Source organism: Belnapia mucosa, assembly GCF_016775475.1.
GTDB classification, from domain to species: Bacteria; Pseudomonadota; Alphaproteobacteria; order Acetobacterales; family Acetobacteraceae; genus Belnapia; species Belnapia mucosa.
In genome coordinates, this window is sequence record NZ_JAEUXJ010000001.1 from 897,735 (window position 1) to 919,736 (window position 22,002).

The following is a 22,002-nucleotide window of genomic DNA, read 5'->3' on the forward strand; positions in this document are numbered from 1 at the left end:
GATGCTCATTATTGGGGCGCCATCCGGCATGTAAGGGAGGACAGAATGGCCGAAGCAGCGGGTGACGTGCTCATCGTGCCGACATCACGTGGGCAGGCCGAGGCGAGGCGGATGGGGCACGCCGAGGCTGGGGCGAGCCGTTGGTGCATCAGCCACCCTTGGGACACCGACATCTTCTACGGCACCGCGGAGCAGGCCATGGCGCATATGAAGAAGCTGGTGGCCGAGCAGGAGGCCGCAGCAGCCAAACGGCTGTCGCCCAAGCAGGGGGACATCGAGCCGCGAACGTGACCATCACCGTCGTCGAGCGCCACCTGCGAGCCGTGTTGCGCTTCCCCTCGACCGCGCGAGTACGAGTCGTCGCGCTTCGCACCGGAACGACACCAGGGAGGCTTCGTTCACCCAGGCGAGTCAACGGCCGCTTCTTGCGAGTAGGCCACAGGACGGCGGGGATGAAAGTGACGCCCAGGTATCTCGGTCGCGGACGAGGCGGCTTGGCGGACGAGGAACGACCATGGTGGACCACACCGGCCTGCTGGTCAGGGAGTACGAGGCGATCAATGCCCACTTGCGGAGCAACATCGGGCAGTTCGTCAACTGGTTCAGCTTCTTCCTGACTGCCAGCTTCGTGGCCCTTGCCGCCTTCCTCGCCGTGGGCGACCGCTGGCCCGAGGTGCGGCTTATGCGGTTGCGCTACGTTGTGCCGGGAGTGTTCCTGTTTCTGCACATGCTGGCCTTCGTCGGCATCTTGATCTTTCGCCGCTATATCGCCGCCGCGAGTAGGCGCGTTGAGGAAATCATTGCGGAGGCAGGGGAGATGGGCCGCTCCCCGATCCCGGTCGGCTTTTGCAAGTGGATGACCAACCTCATGGCCGCGGGATTCTGGTCTCCTATTTCGCGTGGCTCCTGGCCCTGTTCGTCTAGCGGGCTGCCGCGCCTGCCACAGGCCGCGGCCGCGCTCCGAGGAGCAGCGGCGGAGGTGCGCGAGGTAGGAGTCGAAGGTAACAGCCTGCGGCACCAGACTGACACTCAGCGCCATCCGCCTGCCGAGGCCGGGGCGGGGTGCATCCGCTGCTGGCTCGCATCCGCGCGGGTAGTAAGCCCTCGCGGAGCACCGTTCGGCATATCATCGGCCACAACTTTAACGAGTGTTGACGACAGAAACTCGCGGCATAATCGAATAGTTGTAGAGCGCTGTCTCAAGCGGGACGTAGCAGACAGCGCAAGAGAGGTGCGGAAACACCAGGACGTTACCTCCGTACTAATACGCACGGAGGCCATTTGCCGTTGGAATTATTTGCGTGGTCACTCACGTGTGTGAGACCATCCCGCCAGGGTGGAAGTAGCAGGAGCGAAAGCTCGTGACACACAGCAGTCCGCTATCCTCACGACCGGCGACCATTCCGAGAGGCGCCTTTCTGACCGCAGCGCCAGATGTCGCTCATGCCGCTCTGCGCGAAAGCGAAGATCATCACCGTGCCAACTTCGTTCGCGCACCTGTTCCCATGCTGGTGCTCGACATGGAGGCGACTGTGACCGACGTGTCGGACCGGTTGCTCAGTCTGCTGGGCTACAGCCGCCATGAGGTTGTCGGCCGCGCTGTCTCGGAGTTCCAAACGCCGTCGTCCGCTCGACAGACCACAACCGGTTGGGAGGACTTCCTGGCCAGAGGTGAAGCCCGCGACCTAGAGCGCCGCTTTCGCAGGCGCGACGGTGCTGAGCTTGACGTGATCCTGTCGGCAACAGTCGAACGCACACCGGGAAGCGGTGAGGCTCGGGTTATTGCAGCGCTGACCGATGTTACAGACCGCAAGCGGGCCGAGGTGGCGTTGAGGGCCAGCGAGGAAGGGCTACGTCACGCCCAGAAAATGGAGGCCATTGGCCAACTTACCGGCAGCATCGCCCATGACTTCAACAACGTGCTGCAAGCCGTGACGAGCAATCTTGAACTAATCTTGGGCCGAGTGGGGAATGATGGAGCCGAGGTGGCTCGGCTTGCTGACAACGCTCTCGATGCTGCAAAGCGGGCGACAGCAATAACGTCTCAGCTACTCACCTTTGCTCGTGGCCAGCAACTTGATCTGAAACCACATGATCCGGTTGGGATCGTCAACGGGCTTCGGGGTCTCCTTGCACGGGCCGCAGGCGACCGGATCACACTGCATATCGATGTTCCGGAACAGAGCGTTGGGACATGCCTCGCCGACTTGAACCAACTCGAATGTGCTCTCCTCAACCTCGTCATCAATGCTCGGGACGCCATTGGCGGGCAGGCCGGAACGATCACTGTCTCGCTACGGAGTGAGGAAGTAGTGGCGGTAGCCGGAAATCGACTGCCCAGGGGCAGCTACATCCGCCTTGCTGTCCGTGACGATGGACCGGGTATGTCGGAGGAGGTTTGCCGTCGAGCCTTCGAGCCGTTCTTCACGACCAAAGGTCCAGGCAAAGGCACCGGTCTTGGCCTCGCCCAAATCCATAGCTTTGCCCACCAGTGCGGCGGCACGGCGTCTATCGCCAGCGCGCCCTGGAAGGGCACCGAGGTGTCCGTTCTTCTGCCTCGCGCGCATGAAGCGACCGGGCACATGGCTGTGCCAGTTACGCCGCGTGCCGAAGCCGAAGCCGAGGCCGAGCCGGGTATGGGCGAGACTGTGCTGATCGTCGAGGACGACGCCATGGTACGTTCGACGCTGGCCGAAACACTGGCCGAACTGGGCTACCAAACTATCGAAGCGGATGACGCCGACGCTGCGCTGGCTTTGTTGGAAGGCGGGGCAATGGCGGACCTGATCCTCACTGACATCTCCATGCCGGGCAGCATGGATGGTTTGGAATTCGCCCGCGTTGCCCATGGCCGCTTCCCACAGATACCTGTGATCCTGACAACAGGCCATATTGAGGTCTTGGGGGACATGGCGTTACCGCGTGATGTGGGCATTCTGAGCAAGCCATACACTCGCGGCGACATCTCCGCCGCTGCACGGCATGCGCTGGTTAGGCGGAAACAGCACCTTGCTGGCCCGTTCGGTTAAGGGCGTGACCGGTTTTCATCCTCGGCGGGTCGGTCCATTCCGGTTGGTAACTCGGCGGAAAACACCGCCTTGACGATCCTCTTAGTTGAAGGACGTGCTCGGTGGGGCACGGTAGATGCCGGATCGGGCGGTAGATGGCCACAGTCTGGCCGGCGCCGCCCAGGCGATCGTAGGCGTGCTCCCTCACACGCGGATGCGGTCCGAAGAACGGTTTGTTAATGGGAGAGGATGGCCTGTCCCGCCGGATCGTCGTTCTGCGGCGGTCAGGTTCTCCACGGCGGCAACCAGCGCGTCCGAGTAGAACGGCTTCGCCAGCACGGAGGCGGCCGAGTGCGCGCCTCGCTCGCAGCCATCGCCATAACCCGAGGCAAAGACGAACGGCACCCCAAGGGCGGCTAGACGGTCGGCAACTGGCGAGACCGCCGTGCCTTCGAGGTTCATGTCCAGCACTGCGGCGTTCAATCCGCCGTTGCATGCTGCGCCTTCGATCAGCCCCAGCGCCTCGTCCACGGAGGAGGCTGAGCCGATGACTTCCGCCCCGGCGGCAACCAGCCCTTCCTCCATCAGCATGGCGACCACCGCCTCGTCCTCGACCACGAGGACCCGTCTGCCAGCCAGCCCGTGGCGTTGGCGGGGGAGGTATGTAGCGTGCATATGACTACCCTCCTCGCCCTGAGTTGGCGATCAAGGCGGGGCAAGGTCACCAGACACTCTGCCCCAATACATCCGACACGAAATCCTTCCGGCGTGTCCTCGTCTGTCCCGTTTCGCACGGACAGGCCCGCACTGCGCGAGTGCCAAATGGCCCAGGGCTCTGGGGCAGGTCAATCTGTTCAGGTATGTGGCGGACTTCCGGCGGCAACCTGCGGTGTGGCAGCGTCAGTGGCGATAGTCGCCTTGAGTATCAGGGGCGACCCAAGCATCTGATCCTGCGCGCGCCGGACCACGCCGTAGCACTCGCAGGCGGCACTCTCTAGGCCGGGACGATGGGTAACCTCAATGCAGCCCTGGTCGTCGTGGATGAGGCCCGCTTTTTGGAGTTGACCCGCCGCGATGGTGACCCGGGCGCGGCGCACCCCAAGCATCATGGCCAGGAACTCATGGGTCATGGGGAACTCGTCATTTCCAGTGGTCCTGTCGTGCGCCATCAGCACCCAGCGTGCGACCTTCCGGCGCTCCATCACCCGCGAGCAGGCGCGTCGAGGAGATCACAGCCCCACAGAAGCAAGCCCGAGCGCCACCGCGATCCTGAGCACAGATGCCATGTCGTTCCCTTCGGGCGGCAGAATCACCATGTGCGCATACGGTCGGGGCTGGGAGGTGTGTTGGGACCTGAACGCATTGGATCAGAGCCGTAAACCGAGTGCATCGTCAGGCTGTGGGACGACCCGAGGTCGAGGTTCATGCTTCGGCCGAGACGAGCCGGGGCATATGCAACTCGACAGCCGCGCCGCTGCCTGGAAGGACACAGGCCGCTACGGCGACCGCAAGGAGGGTGGCCATGTATCTCATGATCCGGAAACACGCCGACAAGGCAGCCGCGATGCCGCTGCTCGCACCTCGCGTCCGGGACAGCCTCGTGCCGCTGCTCAAGCAAGCCCCCGGCTTCGCGGGTTACTGCGTCTTTGCCAGCGAGGACGGTCATGCCGTGTCAGTCACACTTTTCGACGACCAGCAAACGGCCCTGCGGGCGGAGGCGCAGGTCCACCCCTGGATGGTGTCGGCGCTGGGGGACATCGTGGCTGATCCGCCGGAGATCGTGGCAGGGAATGTGCTGGTGGCGGAGGAAGTGCCTCCCATGCGGCTGGCCGCGGGCGACAGCCTGTTCGTGGTTGTCCGCTACTACGACGGCCTCACAAGCTCGCCAGATTGGATGGCGCGCTGGGTCCGGGCGAACATCCTACCGCCTTTGAGGGAGCAGGCGGGCTTCCGTGGCTTCTACAACTTCTCCCGCGACGGCGACGGCACACGAGGCGGCTCGGTCATCCTATGGCATGGCCGCGAGAGCGCGGTGCAGTCGGGCAAACTGGCGGCGCTGATCGACGCGGCCAAGCTGACCGGCATTGCCTGGAACCGGCCAGACGTGATGATCGGCCGGACGGCTGTCTCAGCGGCGATGTGACCGCGGCACAGACGGCTGTGCCGCGATGCCGCTCGGCCTCATCGTCGGCGAAGCGGTCACCAACGCGCTCAGATACGTCTTTTCCGAAGGGCGCGAGGGGCGCGTCCGGGTCGAGTTGCGCTCCATCGGCGGCAGGACGATGCGCCCGCAGATCGAGGACGACGGGGCCGGGATAGCCCAGCGAGCGCCGGGCAGGCTTACTCGGGCTGCGGTTCGTCGAGATGTTCGCCAACAGGTAAGTGGCCGGGCCACGATGGAGGCCGGGCGTAGCGGCCAGGGCACCGCCGTGGTGGACATCTTCCCCGAACAAAGCGTCAAGCCGGACTGATCAAGGCGATGCGCCGCCCCAGCGCGAGCCGCACCACACGTGGAGGGTTCCCGACGCGGGACAAATCGCCCCTTAGTTACCTCCACCACGAGCCTTGCACTCCATTCGAAGGTGCTCTCGCATTAGGTCGAGGGTGGTTTGCAGCGTCGCCAACACTACCCTGGCTATCGCCGCCGCCTCAGGATGGTTGTCCCTGTCCATCTCGTCGATGATGGCAAGCTGGCGGGTAACGCGCTCCTCACCTTCTCGGACATGGCGATCAGCCAAGGCAAGGGCATCTTCGGGCGGGTTCATGATTGCCTCCCTCGACCCGCACCTTACCACAACCGGTCTCTGTTCCGTTGCTGGAATGCTCGACGGTAGGCCCGTCCGTGCCGCAACGGACTACTTCTGCCGCTTGGACTGTTGCCTTCTACCAGCAGAAGGTTGTCAGTCGGCGCATCAGTTCCTCGGGTTGGCTCCGAGATAAGCCCAAACGATTGTGGCCAGAGTCATTTAGCTGACATACGTTCGATCAAAACAGCTATTGGGCGGGAACGCCTCCGAGGGAGTTCGGTTGGGGTTTCGGACGCTCTGCCCGTCCTTCCGCGTGAGGGTCATGAAGGACAATAACGAGACGGCCAGCCGCAGCGCGAGCGAGGCGGGTCAGGACGCACTGGCCTCCCAGACCCGCATCGCGGAGCTAGAGGCAGAAGTCGCTACTCTGCGCCGGGCTCTCGCGCAGACTGGTTTATCGGCCGAGCAAGCAGCCGGAATGAACGCCGATAAACTAACCCGTGAGCGAACTGATAATACGGCAGACGGGAGACAGGCGAAGTCGGCGGCTGCTGCGGTCGAGGCGCAGCACGATCGGCATATAGCGGTAGGTCGAGCCAACCTTGCCGCCTCGGAGGCGGACAACGAGGCGCTGCGGAGCGCCAATGTCGCCCTAATCGAGAGCCGCGCGGCCCTACGCGAGCGTGATGAGCGGTTGCGCCTCATCCTCGACAGCGCCACGGAGTACGCGATCTTCACCACCGACCTCGACCGCCGCGTGACGTCTTGGAATGCGGGGGCGGAGCGGCTGCTGGGCTGGACCGGGACGGAGATCATCGGCCGCTCAGCCGACCTCATCTTCACTCCCGAGGACCGCGCTGCCGGGGTGCCGGAGCGGGAGGCCGAGACGGCGCTGGCACAGGGGCGCGCCGAGAACGAGCGCTGGCACCTTCGCCGGGACGGCGCACGGTTCTGGGCCAGCGGCCTGTCGATGCCGTTGCTCGACCCAGCGGCGGGGCCGCATGCGCTGCCTTTGGGGTTGCTCGCAGTCATGCGCGACCAGACAGAGCGGCGGCGGGCGGAGCAGCGACGGGTGCTGCTAACGAACGAGTTGAACCACCGCGTAAAGAACACGCTTGCTGTTGTTCAGTCGCTCACATCCTTGGGCGCACGCGGTGCGTCACCCGCGCTCTCGGCTTTTGCGATGGCCTTCCAGCGGCGCATCCTCGCTCTCGCCCGTGCGCACGACTTGCTCACCCGTGGGGACTGGACCGGTGCGCCGCTCGATGGGGTCGTGCGCGCTGTTCTTGCGCCCTTGCTGATGGACAGCGATCGGGTGGACCTGTTCGCCTCCGAGGCCACGAAGGTGTTCCTGCCACCCGGTGCAGCGCTCACCCTGGCCATGGCCGTACATGAACTCGCCACTAACGCGGTTCGGCACGGCGCCTTATCGCGGCCAAGCGGACGTGTGCGGGTCGTCCTCCGTGCCACGAACGACGGTGGGGACGCCGAGCCGTGGGAGGTAGTCGAATGGGTCGAGCGAGGTGGCCCGCCTGTCGCGGGTCCGCCCGCTCAGCGGGGCTTCGGGTTGCGGCTGCTTGAGCGTGGATTGGCACTACAATCGGGAATCAAGACTGACATCCGCTTTGCGCCTGAGGGCTTGCATTGCATCCTCCGCCTACCCCCACATCCCCGCGTCGCGCTGGGCCGCCGGACCGGCAACGCCTGACAACCAGCATCGCGGCAGCCACGCCGCGCGACGCGTGCAACTACCACCCCGGCCTCAGCCCGTGGCCCGCGCTGATGCGGGTCAGCCCGCGTCTGGGAAAACCACCGTGAATTTTGCTCCCGGGCCACTACCGTTCGCCCCGAAGTTCAGCCGCCCGTAGAGTTGCCCGACCAGGGTGGAGATCACCCGCATGCCGAGACCGCTGGTTGCGCCGGGATCATATCCCGCAGGCAGACCTATGCCCTCGTCAGAGACCGACAGCGCGTATTCGCCCGGAGAGGTATGATCGAGCGAGACCCTAATGCGGCCCGCACCATGCTTGGCGGCGTTAGCCACGAGTTCGGCCACGATCAGACCGAGGGGAACGATCCTAGCGGTCGGGAGCGCGGCATCGACGACCTCAACGGGGATCACCCCTGGTCCGACCGCAGCGTGCCGGAGAGATCGTCGCATAGTCGCCGCAGGTAGGCGCCGCAATCGATGGTGCCGTCTCCATCGCCCATTTAGAGGTGCTGATGCACCCGCGCGATTGCCGCGACCCGGCTGGCAGCCAGGACCAACTGCGCCGCGGCTTTCGTATCCCCGAGCGCGTGCCCTCGCAGTCGAAATAGAGCGGAGGTCAGTTGCAGACTGTTCATCACCCGATCCGTGGCTGCGCGTCCACATCCGCGCGGGCAGCAAGATCGTCAAGGCGTCGCCGACCAACATGGCGCGCTCACATCCAAGGCGGCGGGTCGTTGGGATCAGGTGTGCCGATGTCGGTGATGCGGTAAATGGTGATGGGGTCCCACTGCTGAGGCGCCGTTGGCTGCGTAGTCGTAGCCACAGAGGGTGATGATGCAGATGAGGCGTTCCGGTCTACCTTGCGGACCTGCTGGTCCTTCGCCCTGTACGGCAGCGGGGTGACATCGAGGCCCAGCGCATGCAGACGGATCAACTCGGCACGCCATCCCTTCGGCGGCGGGTAGGGAATGCCCCACTCGGCAAGTTGCTTCGCCGTCCAGGCGCCTACCTTGGTGCTCGTCGAGGCGCGCGCTATCTCCTGCGGAGACGGCGCAGGACGAGGCATCAGTTCGAGCGGTTCGTCATTAGGTGGTTCATCGCGCTGCATGGTGGCAGGCTTGTATTCCCTAGGAATCTGCGACGCAATTCGTCTCTCCTTCGCGCGCTCGACCGCTTCGCTCTCGACCGCGGGCTACTTCGTGATCTCTCTCGCTTGCTGCGCTGCGCTCGAACCGATCACGCGCAGCGGTGCGAAGGCGTGCGGGAGCAGATTATCTCATCTGGCGCAGAGCAGTGAAGCGAACCATCTATCACTCACCCATTAGGCTGGATGCGTTCTTTCCCCCCTGGACACTTGCGTAAAACAAATGGCCAAGGGGGAGGATCATCACCCGATTGAGTGTAGACGCTCGACAAGAGGCGTTGCGCTGTTATACGCACAGGGGGTTGCCCGGTCCCTGTATTACCTCCGATTCCTTAGACCAGCCGCCTAGATCATGCGTAGGGGTTGTCCGCGGGGATGATCTCATTGCCCCCCGGGCCTTGCCGCAACAGCGCCGTAATGTCTGATACAACGGTTAGCACCCCGTCAGGGGTGCAGCACACCGATGAGGCTGTCGAGCCACCCATCGGTGCAGCGGTTCGTCAAATAGCAAGACGTGAACCGCTTCTTTCGGTGCCTTGCACGGTCTGCTCGTCCGTCTCCGGCTTTTCAACACGCGTTGCCGGATAGGCGGCCACTACAGCCCTTAGGTTCCTATCGACGCGGTGAAAGGGAGGATGGCTGCGCTGCCTGCGGGCCGTTTGATCGGCCTCCACATTTCTCGGCGGGCCGTCGAACTCAGTCTGCCCTGCACAATATCTTATAGTTTATGATAGTATTTAGCCAAATGGGCGGCCGAATGTCAAGCGAACTTGCGCGGTGATATGGACGTGGTAGTGCGAATGCGGCCGATAACGCATAGAAATTAGGCATATGACACATAAGGGACCGACAACGCACGTCACATTTAGCTGTATATGCAGGATGATAGTTTATATCGACCAACTTTATGCTTCCAACTGTTGACCTGCACCTGGACGCCGATCTCCATCTGGTCGGCTCGCAGCACTTCTCTTGCACCAGCTTTTGGTTCGGGCCGATGCCGAACGCGGACGCGGAAATCACTGTCCTCAGAGCAGGCCCGCGAAGGTGATGGCGGACAGTGCTGCGCCGCCGAGCCCCAATGTCCCGGCCACCCAGGCCAGCGCCACTGTACCGGTGATGATCCCCGCTGAGGCCAGCACGTCATCGAGGAGAATAGGGTGGCGCAGCACTTCGCCTCCTTCCTCGACATCAGCGATCGGGTCGCACGCTCGCAAGAATTGCGCGAGGCCAAGGAGACTCCGAAGCGGCGCGTGGACATCCGGACGAGATGCCTCCAAGAAGTCAACGCGCGGCTGCAAGAGAAAGTCGAGCGGCGCCAGCGCACCGAGGCCACACTGCGCGACGCCCTCGCCCAGGGGCAGGAGGACATCCGCTACCGCGACTTCCTGATCCGTGAGGTCAACCATCGGATCAAGAACGCGCTGCTACTCGCCGTCTCGCTGCTGGGTGTGCAGGCACGCCATGTCGATAGTCCGTCGTGCTGTCTCGCCGTAAGGGCAACCTTGTCCCGAACGAGGCACGGTATTGTTCCAGGCGTTCAGCACCACCGTCCGCCGCTAAGGCGTTGGACCCGGAGGAGGGTCTGGTTGCTGCCGAGGAATGGCATCCCGATATAGATGCGGGCAACCAGCACATCGGCCGACCTGAGCGTCGCCGTAAGGCCGTAGGTGCGTCCGTCCTGCGGGTCGTAGAATGATCCGGCGTTCCACCTGCCGGGTTCACCCGGGACCGGCAGGAGACCATCGAGGACGGTCGGGCCGCAGAGTGGGCGGTCCCGCAGCGCCGGATCGGGGTTCTTCAAATCCGGCTTCGGGCGCCCGGTCTCATCGAGCGGAACCCGCAGCCACGCGATCTGCCCGCAGAGTGAGCCGCTACCGCAGTGGGTGACGACGATTGCTACGTCATCTTCAACCATCCACACGCCTTGGGCCGGGTTGTCGGGTGCGGCAGAGGTAGGGGATGAGTCCCCGAACACAAGGAGCAGCGCAGTCGCCCATAAGACACAGCCTCTCCACCGGGTGCCCGTTGGCAGCGGCCGCCTCCCAATGAGGGAGATCGTGAAAGCTCGAACTTTTGAGGCGCGAGCGGCTGTCGCGGTTGGGTTAGGAGGCGAAGGAAGTTGGGGCGCCCCCCTCGTGCTGGCGCTCTCCGGGAGAACCTGGGCCATGGCCGGGATGTCCGCTTGAGAACCTACGTATGGCTCGGCACAGGCCCATCCTCGGCCTCACGTTGCCGAGCCTATGAGGGGTGGGCGGTGTGCGCTGCGTGGTTTCGAACGGGCGGCGCTTACTGCTCAGCGTCACCCTGGCCATGGCGCTCGTCATGCTGGCGGTCGCTGCGGTGACCACCTGGGAGACGCTGAGGCGACGGGGGTGTCGGGGCTGGTGTGAAGGGTTGGCGCGCGGGACCGGATTGGGACCCTTGGCCTGGATGCCAAGGCGCGACCTCGCTCGTGGTCAGCCGTCCCTAACCGGCATCGAGGGATGGCAGCGCGGCGGACAGACGCTACCCTTCGCCTCAAACAAGGGAGGACTTGCCGGAATGACGATCGGCGATGCGCGTTTCTTCGCCCACAGCGGGCCATACACAGTCGCCACAGTCGCCGACGTGGCAGGCGGCACAGCACCCGAAGCCGATCTCCTGTTAACCGGCGTTGCGCCGCTACATGCTGCGGGACCCAAGGAGGTGAGCTTCCTCGACAATCGGCGCTACGCTGCCGCACTCGAAGGCACCTCGGCCGGTGCGGTGATCGTCCATCCCGAGATGCTGGCGCGAGTGCCCGCGGGGACGGTGCCGATCGTCACCACCGAACCCTACGCAGGCTGGGCGCGGGTGGCCGCACTGTTCTACCCAGCGCCGCCCCTGCGTCCCGGCGTCCATCCGACGGCGTTCGTCGCAGAGGGCGCACAGGTTGATCCCTCATCAGAGGTCGGCCCCTTCGCCCTGGTCGAGGCCGGGGCGGAAGTCGGCCCTCGCTGCCGCATCGGTCCCTACGCAGCTATCGGCGAAGGCGTGGTGGTCGGCCCCGACTGCCGAGTTGGCGCACACGCCAGCCTCAGCCATGCCCTGCTGGGCGCGCGGGTCTATGTCTACCCCGGCGCACGTATCGGCCAGGAGGGGTTCGGCTTCGCCACCACCGCCTCCGGCTTTCTCTCTGTCCCTCAGCTTGGGCGGGTGCTGCTGGGCGACGATGTGGAGGTTGGCGCGAACAGCACCATTGACCGAGGCTCCACTGGGGACACTGTGATCGGCGCCGGGTCGCGCCTCGATAACCTCGTCCAGATCGGGCACAACGTCCGTCTCGGCCGCTGCTGCGTCGTCGTGGCGCAGGTCGGCATCGCGGGGTCGGCGATTGTCGAGGATTTCGTGCAGATCGGTGGGCAAGCGGCCATCGCAGGACACATCTGCATCGGCAAAGGGGCGCGGATCGGTGCACAGGCGGGTGTGATGTCCGATGTGGTTCCCGGCGCGGCACTGGTCGGCAGTCCTGCCCAGCCACGGCAGGAGTTCTTTCGGCAGGTTGCCGCCGTGAAGCGGATGGCGCGCGACCGGTGATGAGGACGCTCCTGCGGGCAGCCACCGTCGCCAGAACCGTCGCAGCTTCCCCATGTAGCCCGGCCGCTCCTGCCTCAGGCTAGCCTTAGATTGGCTGCCGCCTCCTTGCCGCGCTCGCGCATAACTTCGTAGGTGACATTCCAACTCTCGTCGATGCCGCGAGCGGAGATGCTTGATCGTTCCGCTAGTGAGCGCCGACGATGCCGCAAGCGCAGGGGCAATGCCCTAAGGGAGGACAGCAGCATGCCCGTCGATCCACAGGTGCAGGTGCTCCTCGACGCCACCGGGTCCCAGCCGCCGATCCGCAGCCTCCCCGTCGAGCAGGTGAGGGCAATGTTCCGGGCACACCCGCTGCCGGGCGTATCGGCTGGGGAGGTAGCGATTGTCGTCGATCGGTGCATCCGCGGCCCGAATGGGCGGCTCGGCCTTCGGGTCTACACACCGCATGGCACCGGCCCGTTCCCGCTGCTGGTGTTCTTCCACGGCGGGGGCTTCGTGGTCTGCGACCTCGATACCCATGACGCGATCTGCCGCAACCTCTGCGCGGGGGCAGCCTGCGTGGTTGTCTCAGTGGATTACCGCCTTGCGCCGGAGCACCGCTTCCCGGCCGCCCATGACGACTGCCTCACCGCGACCCGCTGGGCCGCCGAGCACACACGCGAACTGGGGGCCAACCCGGAGCGCGTGGTGGTCGGCGGCGACAGCGCTGGGGGCTTGCTCGCGGCTGCTACCGCGCTGCGCCTGCGCGATGAGGGTAGCCCACGCCTCACGGGCCAACTCCTTCTCTATCCGACGACGGACCTCGGCACACCCGTTACAGCCTCGATGACCGAGTACGCCGAAGGGTACGGTCTGGCGGCAGCGGACCTGCCCTGGTTCTGGGAAAAATACCTGAACAGCCCTTCGGACGCGGCGGACCCGCGCGCGTCGCCGCTGCGCGCGCCTGACCTACGCGGCCTACCTCCGACGATGGTGCTGACGGCCGAGTGCGACCCGCTGCGCGACGAGGGCGAGCGCTACGCCGAGCGCCTGCTCGATGCTGGCGTGCCGACGGTCCTCTCGCGGCAAGCCGGTATGATCCATGCTTTCCTGCTGTTCACCGGCATGATCAGCGGGGCGGACAGGGCATTGGGCGAGGCATGCGCGTGGCTGCGTGGCACCTTGGGGTAGGGTTGAGGGTTGAGCGAGGCGACGCTCGCATGCCAGCAGCGGACGCGAGGATCGGGGCAGCTATGGGCACCAAGAGGGGCGAAACGGGGCGGCGCTGGTATGGGACGTGGTTCTGGCGCGGGCTCACCCTGCTTGGGCTTGGTCTCGCGCTGGTTGCCCTTGAGAAGGTGCAGGTCACCTCCGCGGGTTCGGGGACTGCTCCGCCCGTCCTCGCCGACTATACCCTCCTACTACCGAACCTCTTAGTGATGCTGGGCTTCGTGACCGCGCTAGTCGGCGCTGTGTTGGCGTTAGTCACCACCTGCTCCGCCTTAGTGAACGTGGTCCGCAACCGGCGCACGGTATCCACGCCGGGCGACGACCTGCCAAGGGGGGAGGACCGCCGCCGACTTGGCTAGGTCCGCCTGGGTGTCGATCCAGACGACTAGCACTTGGCGCTGGCCGCGCCCGGCCATGCACCCGACAGCCTTCGTCGCTGACCGGCCCTTATCTTTGCGATTAGAACAGCCCAGGCGAGACACTGCTGCGGTCGCGTTTACGGTTGTGGCTAGTAACCGCGATATCCTCGGCCGCCTGAGTATCCACCACCGCCGTAGCTACTGCCGCGGCTGGGCGCTGTCAGAGCACCGCCTGCGGCACCCACACCACCGCCGACAAGCGCACCTGTTCCAACGCTGCCGCCAGTCAAGGCACTCACCCCAGCACCCGCTCCTGCTCCGAGCAGGCCCCCAGAGGCGGCGCGGCTGCCGGGGCTTGAGCCGCATGCCGTCAGGCTAAGCGAAACCAACCCGACGAGTAGCGCGGCCGTTAAGTTGCGCATCATCGTATTCCTCCCTTGTGAAAGCAGGAGTGAAACACACCAGTTCAGAAGAAGCCCAAGCCGTGGCATTCACAATGCCGGTCGCCATCCGGGAATGTGGAGTGCCGTTGAGAGGTGACCTAGCCACGCCTCCCGGATGATTAGACCACAAGCTGCCAGATTCGAGCTTTTGAATGCTGAGTCGGCGCGTGACGGGGCACTGGGTCGAGTGGCTTGGCCCGCAACCGAACACACCAACCAGTTTGGCTTGGCTGCGCCCGAGCCGCCGATTGCAACGCGGCATAGGCCGCCAGCAGTCGGCCGCTCAGCGATTTGGTTATCTCCTGAACGCTGAGGTTACCAATCTCGCCGTGCGGCTTTGCTTGGCCGATTCGTCAACCCGACCTCGGCAACGGCATACGGTTGGCTCTCGCACGATTGGTCCATGCCTGTGTGGACACGGCGACCCCAGCCCGGCACATGCGTTGACGCTCGGAGGTGATGCACCATGCCGACACGGCTTCCTTTGATCGCTCTGGTAGCCTTTCTGGGCACCCAAGCGTGGTCGCAGACGGCTGAAACGCTACCGCCTGTTGCTGGTCCCCCTACAGGCCGACCGCGCACCGAGTCGCCTCCGCCCACGCCTTGGTCACCGCCCCCAGAGCCAGATCAGGGGCAGCTTCCGCCACCTATCCCATTCCAGCCTGGACCCAACCGAAATCGAACGGTCTCGGTGCCGCCTGCTGCCTCGGCGCGCGAGTTACAGGCGAGAGACGAGCCGGTCGGCTTGAGGTGGCGCACTGAGATCGAGGGGGAGTTCGCCAACTGGTGGCGCCGCTATGGCTGCTTCCCTCATCCCCGACGGCAGGAAGTGTGGTTCGAGATGCTGGCCGACCGGCTCGGCGCCACCACTCAACAGCAGCAGCATTCCCTGTATGGCTTGGTGATGGAGCGGGTGGAACTCTATGACCCGGCCCGGACCCAGTTCAGCGGGCTCTTGGGCGACACTGAGGAGTGGGTAAACGAAAGGATGGGGTGGCGGGCAGCCGGTGACCGGTTCTGCCCCCGTGGTTAGGCCAGCCACTCCGGCGCCTATACTGAGGGCGGCCGTGAGCGAGAAACTTATACCCGTCGGCGCAGCAAAAGTCTCACAGGTGCATTTACCAAGCACCCGGCATCAAGTCGGGGAGGGAGACGAACATGCGAGGGCGCCTCTGGCTGGCGGTCCTCTACGCCTGTCCTCAATGTGCCTTGGCTTTCGCTCAGGCTCGTGCCGAGGCCACTATCCCCATGGTTGCTGAGGTCGGCGTTGCCGCACCGCTCTTAGCCCTCCCACCGAGACCACCTCTCCGAGTTCGGCCCGATATCGAGCGGACGAATTTCGGCTGGGTCGCCTTGCTTGGGCTAAGCAGCCTTACCGCAGCCAACTCCCAACGGAGACCGGCGATTCAAAGCGACCGGCGATAACCACCGAGCGGAGTTCAGCGCTGGCGGTAGTGGTAGTCCGCCAGGGTCCCCGGGCAGGCGGGGCCGATACGCTAGCCTGCATCGCGTTCGACTTTTACCGGAACCGAAAGCGGAAGGACGACACCATGGACAAGGATCGCATCTCAGGCGCGGCCAACAAGGCGAAAGGTGCCGTGAAGGACGCCGTTGGCTCGGCGACCGGTGACACTAAGACGCAGGCCGAGGGCAAGATGGACAAAGCCAAGGGCTCGGCCCAGAGCGCGGCTGGTGGCGTCAAAGACGCGGCGCGCAATGCAACGGATAAGGCCAAAGGCTGATTAGGCGGAGGTCTGCGGCGGCGTCTCGGCGCTCAGGTTTCCCATAACCCGATCCGGCTATCGACGGACGAGACCCGCTGCGATCGCGCTCCGGCAGCCATGAGGCCCCTCCCTGCGGTTACCGCCTGCTCAGCCTCTCCACGCGTTGGCGTCCGTCGAGTGCTCCTGGCCAGAGCGGAGACGCCCTCCGGGCAGGCCGGGCGACGCGGGAGGCAGGGCCATGTACGTGGTGATCCGCAGGACCAAACTCAGCGGCTCCGCCGAGGAGGTGGTGCGACGGACGCGCGACCACATCGTGCCGCTCGTTGACAGACGGCCCGGTTTCCGCGGCTACTGCGCATTCGTCACGGAGGAGGGCAACACCGCCTTTTCGGTCGGCATATTCGACGACAAGGACGCGGCGATGCAGGCCGACCAGCGCGTGAGGGAATGGATTGAGGCCAACATGCGCGACCTCATGCCCGAGGCGCCGGAGGTTGTGGCCGGGGAGACCGTTTTTGACTCCATTGCACACCCGCAGGGGCAGACGACGGACCGGCGGCCGCCCCTCTTTATTGTCGTCCGCACCTACCGCGGGCTACCTGGGCAAGCTGAGGCCATGCATTCGGCGGTAAGCCAGCACACGCTCCCAGCCATCATGGACGCACCGGGCTTCCGCGGCTTCTACGCCTTCCGGGACGAGGCCGCACCGGACCGCGCCATTTCCGTCTCGCTATTCGACAGCCGCGAGCATGCGACACACTCGCATGAGGAAGTGCTGAGCATCATGCGCGAGCAACTGGGCGAGATGGCGTACCGGGAGCCGCAGGTGACCATGGGTGAGACGGCGGTGCTGGCGGCGGTATAGGGCACCGTCGGGGAGACGTTCTTGGTCGGGCGGCGCTGCTGCGCAATGCTGCTAAAAGCCCCCGGCATCCCGGGCCATACTGCCCGGCTAGTTAGCCCCAGGCGCAGCCCGATCTAGCAGCCGCACGAGAATACGACGGCCGTCTGCCGGGTCCACCCAGACCCGCCCCGGCCGGGCAAGGGCGACCAGCAGCCGCATGCCCAAGCTCCGCCCATTGCAAGTTGCCGGGTCGAACCCGGGCGGGAACCCCGGACCTTTGTCTGAGACGGCCAGCACGGCACCGCCACCCTCGGCCTCGCTCCCCGGATGAAGTTCTACAAGCACTGGGCCAGCGCCATGCTTCATAGCATTGGCGACGAGTTCCGCCACGATCAGCCCAAGGCGGGGCAGCAAGCCGATGGGCACCGCAGCCGCGGCGCTCGGCTCTGCCTGCAGTGCCACCTCGCGCTCCACCACTAATCCATCCCGGACGGCAGTTGGACAGAGCTTGCGCACGAGAGCGTCGAGGTAGGCCACTGCATCCGGCGTGCCTTCCATTGTCGGCCGGAGCGCCGCGGCGCCATGGAGATGGCGGTGCGCCTCGGCCGCGACCACCACGTTCGATGCTGCTGCGCAGATCGCCTCCTTGGCTGCGCCGTCCGGCGCGGCTGCCGCTTGCAACAACAGCGTGCTGTGGACCAGTTGCAGCCAGTTAGCGACGCGGTGGTCGGCCTCGCGCGCGAGGAGCCGTTGCTCGGCCAACGCTACATTAGCGCGGCGGAGACGTTTCCGGGCATCCGCCGCGATGCGCATGTGCGCTTTCGTTCGGCGGTCCTTTTGTGCCTTGGCAGGACGGGGCGTCGGCGAGGTGAGAGCGGGGCCGCCGGGGGCGTCCCAGGTTCGTTCGCCGGGTGGCATCGGGAGGCGCCAGTAGCCATGGCCGGGCGTCCTAGCGCCAAGCTCGCCCGTCGCCGATGCTATGTCCGGTGCGGACCCGCTTGGGGCAGGTGACCTCAAGGATGCGCGGTGGTCCATGGACGATCCGCCCGTGTGAAAGCTGATTGCCACCCGAGCGTAACGTTTTTTTGAAAAAATCGGATCGGTTTTTCCCGTCCCCCATGGGTTTGCGCCAAGTGGGGTAGAGAATGTGGCGATTTGGCAACAGTGGTGTGAGTTGAAACGGCCACAGTGGTGACCCATCGCCGGTATGTTCGGCCTCGGCGACGAGGACTCGAATAGCCTCGTCGTCGATACTCCGCTCGCTGCCGATCGGTTAGTTGCGGACCATGCTTTTGAGCGTCCACATGCGGCTGCGCGGCACGCCGGGGTCGAGATCGGGCGCGCTGGCCACCCGCACCTCGACATCCGGGTCGTAGAGCCCCTGACGCCCGACGACGGTTAGGCGGAGGTCTGGCGCCACCCTCTTGCAGTCTCGGGTGGCGATGCGCTCGAAACCGGCGCGATCGCCCCCATCTTCGGCGCGGCGCAGCATGGTGATCTGCTCCTGGCGGGCGCACAGCACGGTTGCCTCGGTGGTGAAGATCGGCCGGTCGAAGCGCACCGCGTCCTGCGCGACAGCGCCTTGGTACGCCGCGCCACAGAGGTTCGCAGCCGCCAAGAGAAGAACAACTTTACGCATGCCTCGCTCCCGCAATCCACGCCAGCGCATCATAGCCAAGCCACAACCTCTGGGTGATCATACGGCGGAGAGGGAGACGATCGCTTGAAGCGCATACTGCATTCGTGAAGGGTTCATCGGCTTCACCGGGTGGTCATTGGGAATGTATGGCTTGGGAATACCTCGACCGTCTGACGCGTTGCGCTTCCTCCTTGGGGTCGTCCTTGACCGGCTTGCTCCAATTTTTGGCAGAACCGTCCATACTCTGCGGTTCACAGTCATCTCCGACTACGGCCCGAGCAAGGCACCCTAAGCAAGCCGGAGCTTCGGCGCGCACGCTGGTGTTGGACGGCAGCCCTGCCCAGCACGGCAAAGGTTCTTTCGGCGAGTAGCCGCCATGAGGCGGATGGTCTGTGACCGGCGGTAAGCAGGCTCCCACGGAGCGACGGCGGTGCCCAGCACCATCGCCACCTCCCTAAGCCGCCCCGCTGCATTGGTCTTAGGCGAGCCTGAGGTTCGCCGCCGCCTGCTTGCCACGTTCGGTCACCACCTCGTAGGTGACCTTCTGCCCTTCATCGAGGCCGTTCAGGCCCGCAGCTTGCACGGCAGTGATGTGGACGAACACGTCCTGTCCACCACCTTCGGGTTGGATAAAGCCGAAGCCCTTTTGAGCGTTGAACCACTTCACGGTGCCGCTGGCCATGTGACGCTCTCCCGGTTTCGTAGGGGAGTGTGGTCTCGATGGGCGCCAACCGCAAACCCCGCGAGCCCAGCAAATAGACCGACAATCTTGGCCAGGAGGAGAGTAAGCTGCCGTCCGCCCGCAGGATTGCTGATCGGTCCCTGTAGGCGCCGGATGGGCCGCGGCTCAATCCGGACAGTCAGCCCAATGTGGGAGAACGCAGATGGCCAAGGGTCAGAAGCGCAGCGGCCGCGAGGTCAAGAAGCCCAAGCAGAACAAGGCGAAAGCCACAGCAACGGCATCGCCCTTTGTCCAACCGCCCACCAAACCGGTAGCGCCCGCCAGCAAAAAATAGTTCGTCCGACAGGGATGGCTGCCAGCCTCCACGGCTTGGTCACTACGCCGTTCGCGCTTTGGTAACCTGCGCAGGTGAGCGTCCGCCCATATGGTCAGTCCTAGCGCCGCTCAGGCTCCCAACCCATCACATCTCTCTCAGCAACCGGCCGGAGGGCGGCAAAGTCGTATTCGTCGAACACTGTCTCTGCCAGCGCGTAGGGCGGGCCTTTGAGCCAACTCGGGTCGCGCCGTGGATCGACGACACTGGCCGTCTCCTTTCCACCCAAGACGGACACGATCTCGGCCGCGTCGATCCGGATGGCGACCACCGTTCGAGCGCCAACGTCAGTGCAGCGCCACAGCCCGTGACCAGTGGTAAATGCTTGGCCGACGACGAACTCACTGTGCTTCATGCTCATGCGGCGATCTCATCCTCGCCATCTTCATCATCGCCGTCATCGTCGTTATCGTCCAAACCGACATCAAGATCGCGCCCGCGCTTAGCTCCTTGCTCGATCCTTGCCAGCGCGGACTGCGGGTCGGTCTCAACTATCGTCAAACCGGCGGCCCTGAGGCCACGGATCAGCGCTGACTTCGCCCCAAGCGGCGGATAGGCATTCTTCGGCCCGGCGCACTGCTCGAACTGCCATACGCCATCCGCTACACGGTGCAGTGCAGCGAGTAGTGGAGGGTCGTCGGATACGAGGAGCACGGTCAGGCCGCGGACGAGATTGACGTGGTACTTGGCCGCTCCCCAATCGGGCAGCGCCACGCAGTTTTGGAAGCTCCGCGCAATTCGTTGGAGTTCGTCCGTGGTTCTGACAAGGCGGAAGGGTTCAGGCACGGCGAAGCCCGGATCGGGCACCGCGATCCGTGCAAGTGCCATTCTGATACGCCGCGCCACCGCAGGCATACCGGCCCCAGACGGGAGCCGCATATCCTCGTCTCGCAGAACGCCGTGAGCGCGTAGAAGCGACATCATGCAGTTTACGCTGTCGAGAACGTAGCTATTCTCCCGGATGGCGGTCCGCAGAGCGGCGGTGGCGGGGTCCATTTCCGACAGCGTTTCGTAGTAGGCGATCCGGTCTGTGGTCAGATCGTCATCGAGGAGCGCGTCGGCGAATGGGCCGCGGCAGATTTGACCGAGACGTTCGTAAAAGCGCCTGCTTAATACGCGCTCGCCAGCAGTGTCGAGTGCTCGGTAGAGACGCGCAGGGCAGTTCGGTAAAGCGGCACGTAGGAGCTTGCGCGGATCACTACCGTCGATGACCTCGGCGACCTCCACGTCGGGGCGCAAGGCGTCTGGCGCGAGATGGAGGAAGGCGCCAACTGCATGCACTGCTTCCCGCGGTGCGAGGATCAGCCGCGAAACCAGTGAAGGGCGAACGCGCACCAGGGAGGCCATCCTCGGCGCGAGATCACCAAAGACAAGGAGGAGCGGCGCGCGCTCCTTGGCCGAGTCATTTCGATTCCAATTCATACATTCGTAATACCGGAAAGCCGAAATCTGTCGAGGCAATCAGGGTCACACTTTGCTGAGCTTTCGATTATGTTGGTGGGACCGCCTGAGGTTCGCATTCGCATACCGATGTTGACGGCGGCGATCCTGCGGCAGGGGAAAGAGGAAGCTCCACGCTTTGGCTGTCGAACGCCTGGGTGGGGAGCAATTCGGCCGCTGATCTGCCACGGTCGATGACCCATGCCAGGGCGCCCGGCAGCAACGACTTGATCGGCAACCAGAGGGTATGACCTGCCAAGCGCACCCGCGTGAGCCCCGGCGCAAGTTCCGGGTTGGGCATGGCCTCCGCTACTCCGAGAGGCGATGCGCCAGGATGTCTGCGGCGATAGGTGCGCTGCCGTTTCTCAGCCATCAGTATTCCTCCGTCCTCATCGGAACCATGCAGGTCGCCTCACTGTTAAAGCGCCGGTACATTGGACGGGCCGGGCCACGCATTTTGGCGCATTTGTCCCACCAGCAAATCGGCGCCCTCGGCCGCATAGGCACTCAACCTGCCGTCCGAATGAACTCTCGTGATGTTCGCTGGTTGGGCCAATCTAGGCGCTCAGATACCTGCGATCTGTGAGTGCGGGCCTGGGTTCCCGAGCGCCAGGGGGAACGGCTGATGGACGTGCTGGTCGTGGAGGACAAGCCGCTGATCCGCGAGGCGGTCGCCCGCGATCTACAACAGGCGGGGTTCCAGATCGAGGAAGCCGCCACCGCCGAAGCTGCATTGGCTGCAATCGAAAAGGCCGCCGCCGCCGGGAGCGGGCCGCCGTTCGTGGTCGTAACCGGCCTCCATCTCGGCCCCGGTATGAACGGCTTGGCGCTCGCGGCGGAGGTGCAGCGGCGCTGGCCCGAGGTCGGCGTGGTCTATATGACGTGCCATCCCGACGCGCTTGACGGACATCTGCTCGGCCCGCGCGAGCACTATGTCGTAAAGCCTTTCGCGGCCGAGACGCTGCGGAACGCCGTGCGTCGCCTGACGCCTGCCTTGGCGCTAGGCCGCATACCGCCCTTGGCTGGGCTGGGGCAGGTGGTTGCTGCCGCCCTCGGCCTGAGCGGCCCGAAGGGGCCATAGATGGCTGCACTGCTCGTCTTGCTATAGCGACCGCGGCGTC

Annotated in this window: 28 protein-coding genes; 15 read left to right on the forward strand and 13 right to left on the reverse strand. The window is 64.8% G+C overall.

Annotation, left to right across the window (positions count from 1 at the left end):
• Positions 1-45: 45 nt before the first annotated feature.
• The 3 genes from JMJ55_RS04455 to JMJ55_RS04465 all read left to right on the forward strand — a co-directional run bounded on the left by JMJ55_RS04455 (position 46) and on the right by JMJ55_RS04465 (position 3,029).
• Entirely contained in the window at positions 46-291 is a 246-nt protein-coding gene (locus tag JMJ55_RS04455) for a hypothetical protein (RefSeq protein ID WP_202824257.1), read from the forward strand.
• Positions 292-514: 223 nt separating this feature from the next.
• Positions 515-1,321, forward strand: a complete 807-nt coding sequence (locus JMJ55_RS04460) for a hypothetical protein (RefSeq protein WP_202824258.1) — start codon at positions 515-517, stop codon at positions 1,319-1,321.
• 40 nt (positions 1,322-1,361) lie between these two features.
• Positions 1,362-3,029, forward strand: coding sequence for an ATP-binding protein (locus tag JMJ55_RS04465; protein WP_202824259.1), 1,668 nt, complete (start codon positions 1,362-1,364; stop codon positions 3,027-3,029).
• 183 nt (positions 3,030-3,212) lie between these two features.
• Here JMJ55_RS04465 and JMJ55_RS04470 read toward each other — a convergent pair whose 3' ends face one another.
• Positions 3,213-3,626 (reverse strand): response regulator, encoded by a 414-nt coding sequence (locus tag JMJ55_RS04470; protein ID WP_202824260.1) that lies wholly within the window; start codon positions 3,624-3,626, stop codon positions 3,213-3,215.
• Positions 3,627-3,862: 236 nt separating this feature from the next.
• A complete protein-coding gene (locus JMJ55_RS04475) occupies positions 3,863-4,210 on the reverse strand; it encodes a Crp/Fnr family transcriptional regulator (protein WP_202824261.1) in 348 nt (115 codons plus the stop codon).
• Between the two features lie 320 nt (positions 4,211-4,530).
• Here JMJ55_RS04475 and JMJ55_RS04480 point away from each other — a divergent pair, with 320 nt between their 5' ends.
• The gene (locus tag JMJ55_RS04480) at positions 4,531-5,151 is read left to right on the forward strand and encodes a hypothetical protein (protein WP_202824262.1); all 621 of its coding nucleotides are present in this window, start codon (positions 4,531-4,533) and stop codon (positions 5,149-5,151) included.
• 25 nt (positions 5,152-5,176) lie between these two features.
• A complete protein-coding gene (locus JMJ55_RS04485; RefSeq protein WP_202824263.1) occupies positions 5,177-5,479 on the forward strand; it encodes a sensor histidine kinase in 303 nt (100 codons plus the stop codon).
• Positions 5,480-5,551: 72 nt separating this feature from the next.
• Here the strand turns inward: JMJ55_RS04485 and JMJ55_RS04490 are convergent, their stop codons facing one another.
• The gene (locus JMJ55_RS04490) at positions 5,552-5,773 is read right to left on the reverse strand and encodes a hypothetical protein (RefSeq protein ID WP_202824264.1); all 222 of its coding nucleotides are present in this window, start codon (positions 5,771-5,773) and stop codon (positions 5,552-5,554) included.
• A 304-nt stretch (positions 5,774-6,077) separates the two neighbouring features.
• Between JMJ55_RS04490 and JMJ55_RS04495 the strand changes: the two genes are divergently transcribed.
• Positions 6,078-7,463 (forward strand): sensor histidine kinase, encoded by a 1,386-nt coding sequence (locus tag JMJ55_RS04495; RefSeq protein WP_236033352.1) that lies wholly within the window; start codon positions 6,078-6,080, stop codon positions 7,461-7,463.
• An 81-nt stretch (positions 7,464-7,544) separates the two neighbouring features.
• Here JMJ55_RS04495 and JMJ55_RS04500 read toward each other — a convergent pair whose 3' ends face one another.
• The 4 genes from JMJ55_RS04500 to JMJ55_RS30820 form a co-directional block, all read right to left on the reverse strand.
• On the reverse strand, positions 7,545-7,877 hold the full coding sequence (locus JMJ55_RS04500; RefSeq protein WP_202824265.1) for a sensor histidine kinase: 333 nt from the start codon (positions 7,875-7,877) through the stop codon (positions 7,545-7,547).
• A gap of 89 nt (positions 7,878-7,966) precedes the next feature.
• On the reverse strand, positions 7,967-8,101 hold the full coding sequence (locus JMJ55_RS32035) for a histidine kinase dimerization/phosphoacceptor domain -containing protein (RefSeq protein ID WP_202824266.1): 135 nt from the start codon (positions 8,099-8,101) through the stop codon (positions 7,967-7,969).
• 77 nt (positions 8,102-8,178) lie between these two features.
• The gene (locus tag JMJ55_RS04510; protein ID WP_202824267.1) at positions 8,179-8,574 is read right to left on the reverse strand and encodes a hypothetical protein; all 396 of its coding nucleotides are present in this window, start codon (positions 8,572-8,574) and stop codon (positions 8,179-8,181) included.
• A gap of 1,064 nt (positions 8,575-9,638) precedes the next feature.
• A complete protein-coding gene (locus tag JMJ55_RS30820; protein WP_236033354.1) occupies positions 9,639-10,019 on the reverse strand; it encodes a hypothetical protein in 381 nt (126 codons plus the stop codon).
• Positions 10,020-10,061: 42 nt separating this feature from the next.
• Here JMJ55_RS30820 and JMJ55_RS32040 point away from each other — a divergent pair, with 42 nt between their 5' ends.
• Positions 10,062-10,229, forward strand: coding sequence for a hypothetical protein (locus JMJ55_RS32040; RefSeq protein ID WP_407927526.1), 168 nt, complete (start codon positions 10,062-10,064; stop codon positions 10,227-10,229).
• On the opposite strand, the gene JMJ55_RS04525 is transcribed toward JMJ55_RS32040, so the two are convergent.
• Complete coding sequence (locus tag JMJ55_RS04525) at positions 10,151-10,528, reverse strand: DUF2147 domain-containing protein (protein WP_202824270.1); 378 nt, start codon at positions 10,526-10,528, stop codon at positions 10,151-10,153. The genes JMJ55_RS32040 and JMJ55_RS04525 overlap by 79 nt on opposite strands.
• Positions 10,529-11,154: 626 nt before the next feature.
• Between JMJ55_RS04525 and lpxD the strand changes: the two genes are divergently transcribed.
• The 6 genes from lpxD to JMJ55_RS04555 all read left to right on the forward strand — a co-directional run bounded on the left by lpxD (position 11,155) and on the right by JMJ55_RS04555 (position 16,768).
• Positions 11,155-12,168: a UDP-3-O-(3-hydroxymyristoyl)glucosamine N-acyltransferase gene (gene lpxD / locus JMJ55_RS04530; RefSeq protein WP_202824271.1), complete on the forward strand. Its 1,014-nt coding sequence runs from the start codon at positions 11,155-11,157 to the stop codon at positions 12,166-12,168.
• Between the two features lie 243 nt (positions 12,169-12,411).
• The gene (locus JMJ55_RS04535) at positions 12,412-13,338 is read left to right on the forward strand and encodes an alpha/beta hydrolase (protein ID WP_202824272.1); all 927 of its coding nucleotides are present in this window, start codon (positions 12,412-12,414) and stop codon (positions 13,336-13,338) included.
• A gap of 29 nt (positions 13,339-13,367) precedes the next feature.
• Positions 13,368-13,736, forward strand: coding sequence for a hypothetical protein (locus JMJ55_RS04540; protein ID WP_202824273.1), 369 nt, complete (start codon positions 13,368-13,370; stop codon positions 13,734-13,736).
• 1,188 nt (positions 13,737-14,924) lie between these two features.
• The gene (locus JMJ55_RS04545; protein ID WP_202824274.1) at positions 14,925-15,212 is read left to right on the forward strand and encodes a hypothetical protein; all 288 of its coding nucleotides are present in this window, start codon (positions 14,925-14,927) and stop codon (positions 15,210-15,212) included.
• A 517-nt stretch (positions 15,213-15,729) separates the two neighbouring features.
• Positions 15,730-15,921 carry a CsbD family protein gene (locus tag JMJ55_RS04550; protein WP_202824275.1) on the forward strand — a complete coding sequence of 64 codons (192 nt, stop codon included), beginning with the start codon at positions 15,730-15,732 and terminating at the stop codon, positions 15,919-15,921.
• Positions 15,922-16,141: 220 nt separating this feature from the next.
• Positions 16,142-16,768 carry an antibiotic biosynthesis monooxygenase family protein gene (locus JMJ55_RS04555; RefSeq protein WP_202824276.1) on the forward strand — a complete coding sequence of 209 codons (627 nt, stop codon included), beginning with the start codon at positions 16,142-16,144 and terminating at the stop codon, positions 16,766-16,768.
• 87 nt (positions 16,769-16,855) lie between these two features.
• On the opposite strand, the gene JMJ55_RS04560 is transcribed toward JMJ55_RS04555, so the two are convergent.
• The 3 genes from JMJ55_RS04560 to JMJ55_RS04570 all read right to left on the reverse strand — a co-directional run bounded on the left by JMJ55_RS04560 (position 16,856) and on the right by JMJ55_RS04570 (position 19,068).
• Positions 16,856-17,560 carry an ATP-binding protein gene (locus tag JMJ55_RS04560; protein ID WP_202824277.1) on the reverse strand — a complete coding sequence of 235 codons (705 nt, stop codon included), beginning with the start codon at positions 17,558-17,560 and terminating at the stop codon, positions 16,856-16,858.
• 460 nt (positions 17,561-18,020) lie between these two features.
• On the reverse strand, positions 18,021-18,386 hold the full coding sequence (locus tag JMJ55_RS04565; protein WP_202824278.1) for a hypothetical protein: 366 nt from the start codon (positions 18,384-18,386) through the stop codon (positions 18,021-18,023).
• 478 nt (positions 18,387-18,864) lie between these two features.
• A complete protein-coding gene (locus JMJ55_RS04570; protein ID WP_202824279.1) occupies positions 18,865-19,068 on the reverse strand; it encodes a cold-shock protein in 204 nt (67 codons plus the stop codon).
• 202 nt (positions 19,069-19,270) lie between these two features.
• Between JMJ55_RS04570 and JMJ55_RS31515 the strand changes: the two genes are divergently transcribed.
• Positions 19,271-19,402 (forward strand): hypothetical protein, encoded by a 132-nt coding sequence (locus tag JMJ55_RS31515; RefSeq protein WP_268885232.1) that lies wholly within the window; start codon positions 19,271-19,273, stop codon positions 19,400-19,402.
• A gap of 100 nt (positions 19,403-19,502) precedes the next feature.
• On the opposite strand, the gene JMJ55_RS04575 is transcribed toward JMJ55_RS31515, so the two are convergent.
• Both JMJ55_RS04575 and JMJ55_RS04580 read right to left on the reverse strand, forming a co-directional pair.
• Positions 19,503-19,802 (reverse strand): hypothetical protein, encoded by a 300-nt coding sequence (locus tag JMJ55_RS04575; RefSeq protein ID WP_202824280.1) that lies wholly within the window; start codon positions 19,800-19,802, stop codon positions 19,503-19,505.
• Positions 19,799-20,788 (reverse strand): hypothetical protein, encoded by a 990-nt coding sequence (locus JMJ55_RS04580; protein WP_202824281.1) that lies wholly within the window; start codon positions 20,786-20,788, stop codon positions 19,799-19,801. The genes JMJ55_RS04575 and JMJ55_RS04580 overlap by 4 nt, the downstream gene beginning before the upstream one ends.
• A gap of 718 nt (positions 20,789-21,506) precedes the next feature.
• On the opposite strand from JMJ55_RS04580, the gene JMJ55_RS04585 reads away from it, so the two are divergent.
• On the forward strand, positions 21,507-21,962 hold the full coding sequence (locus JMJ55_RS04585) for a response regulator (RefSeq protein WP_202824282.1): 456 nt from the start codon (positions 21,507-21,509) through the stop codon (positions 21,960-21,962).
• Positions 21,963-22,002: the final 40 nt, after the last annotated feature.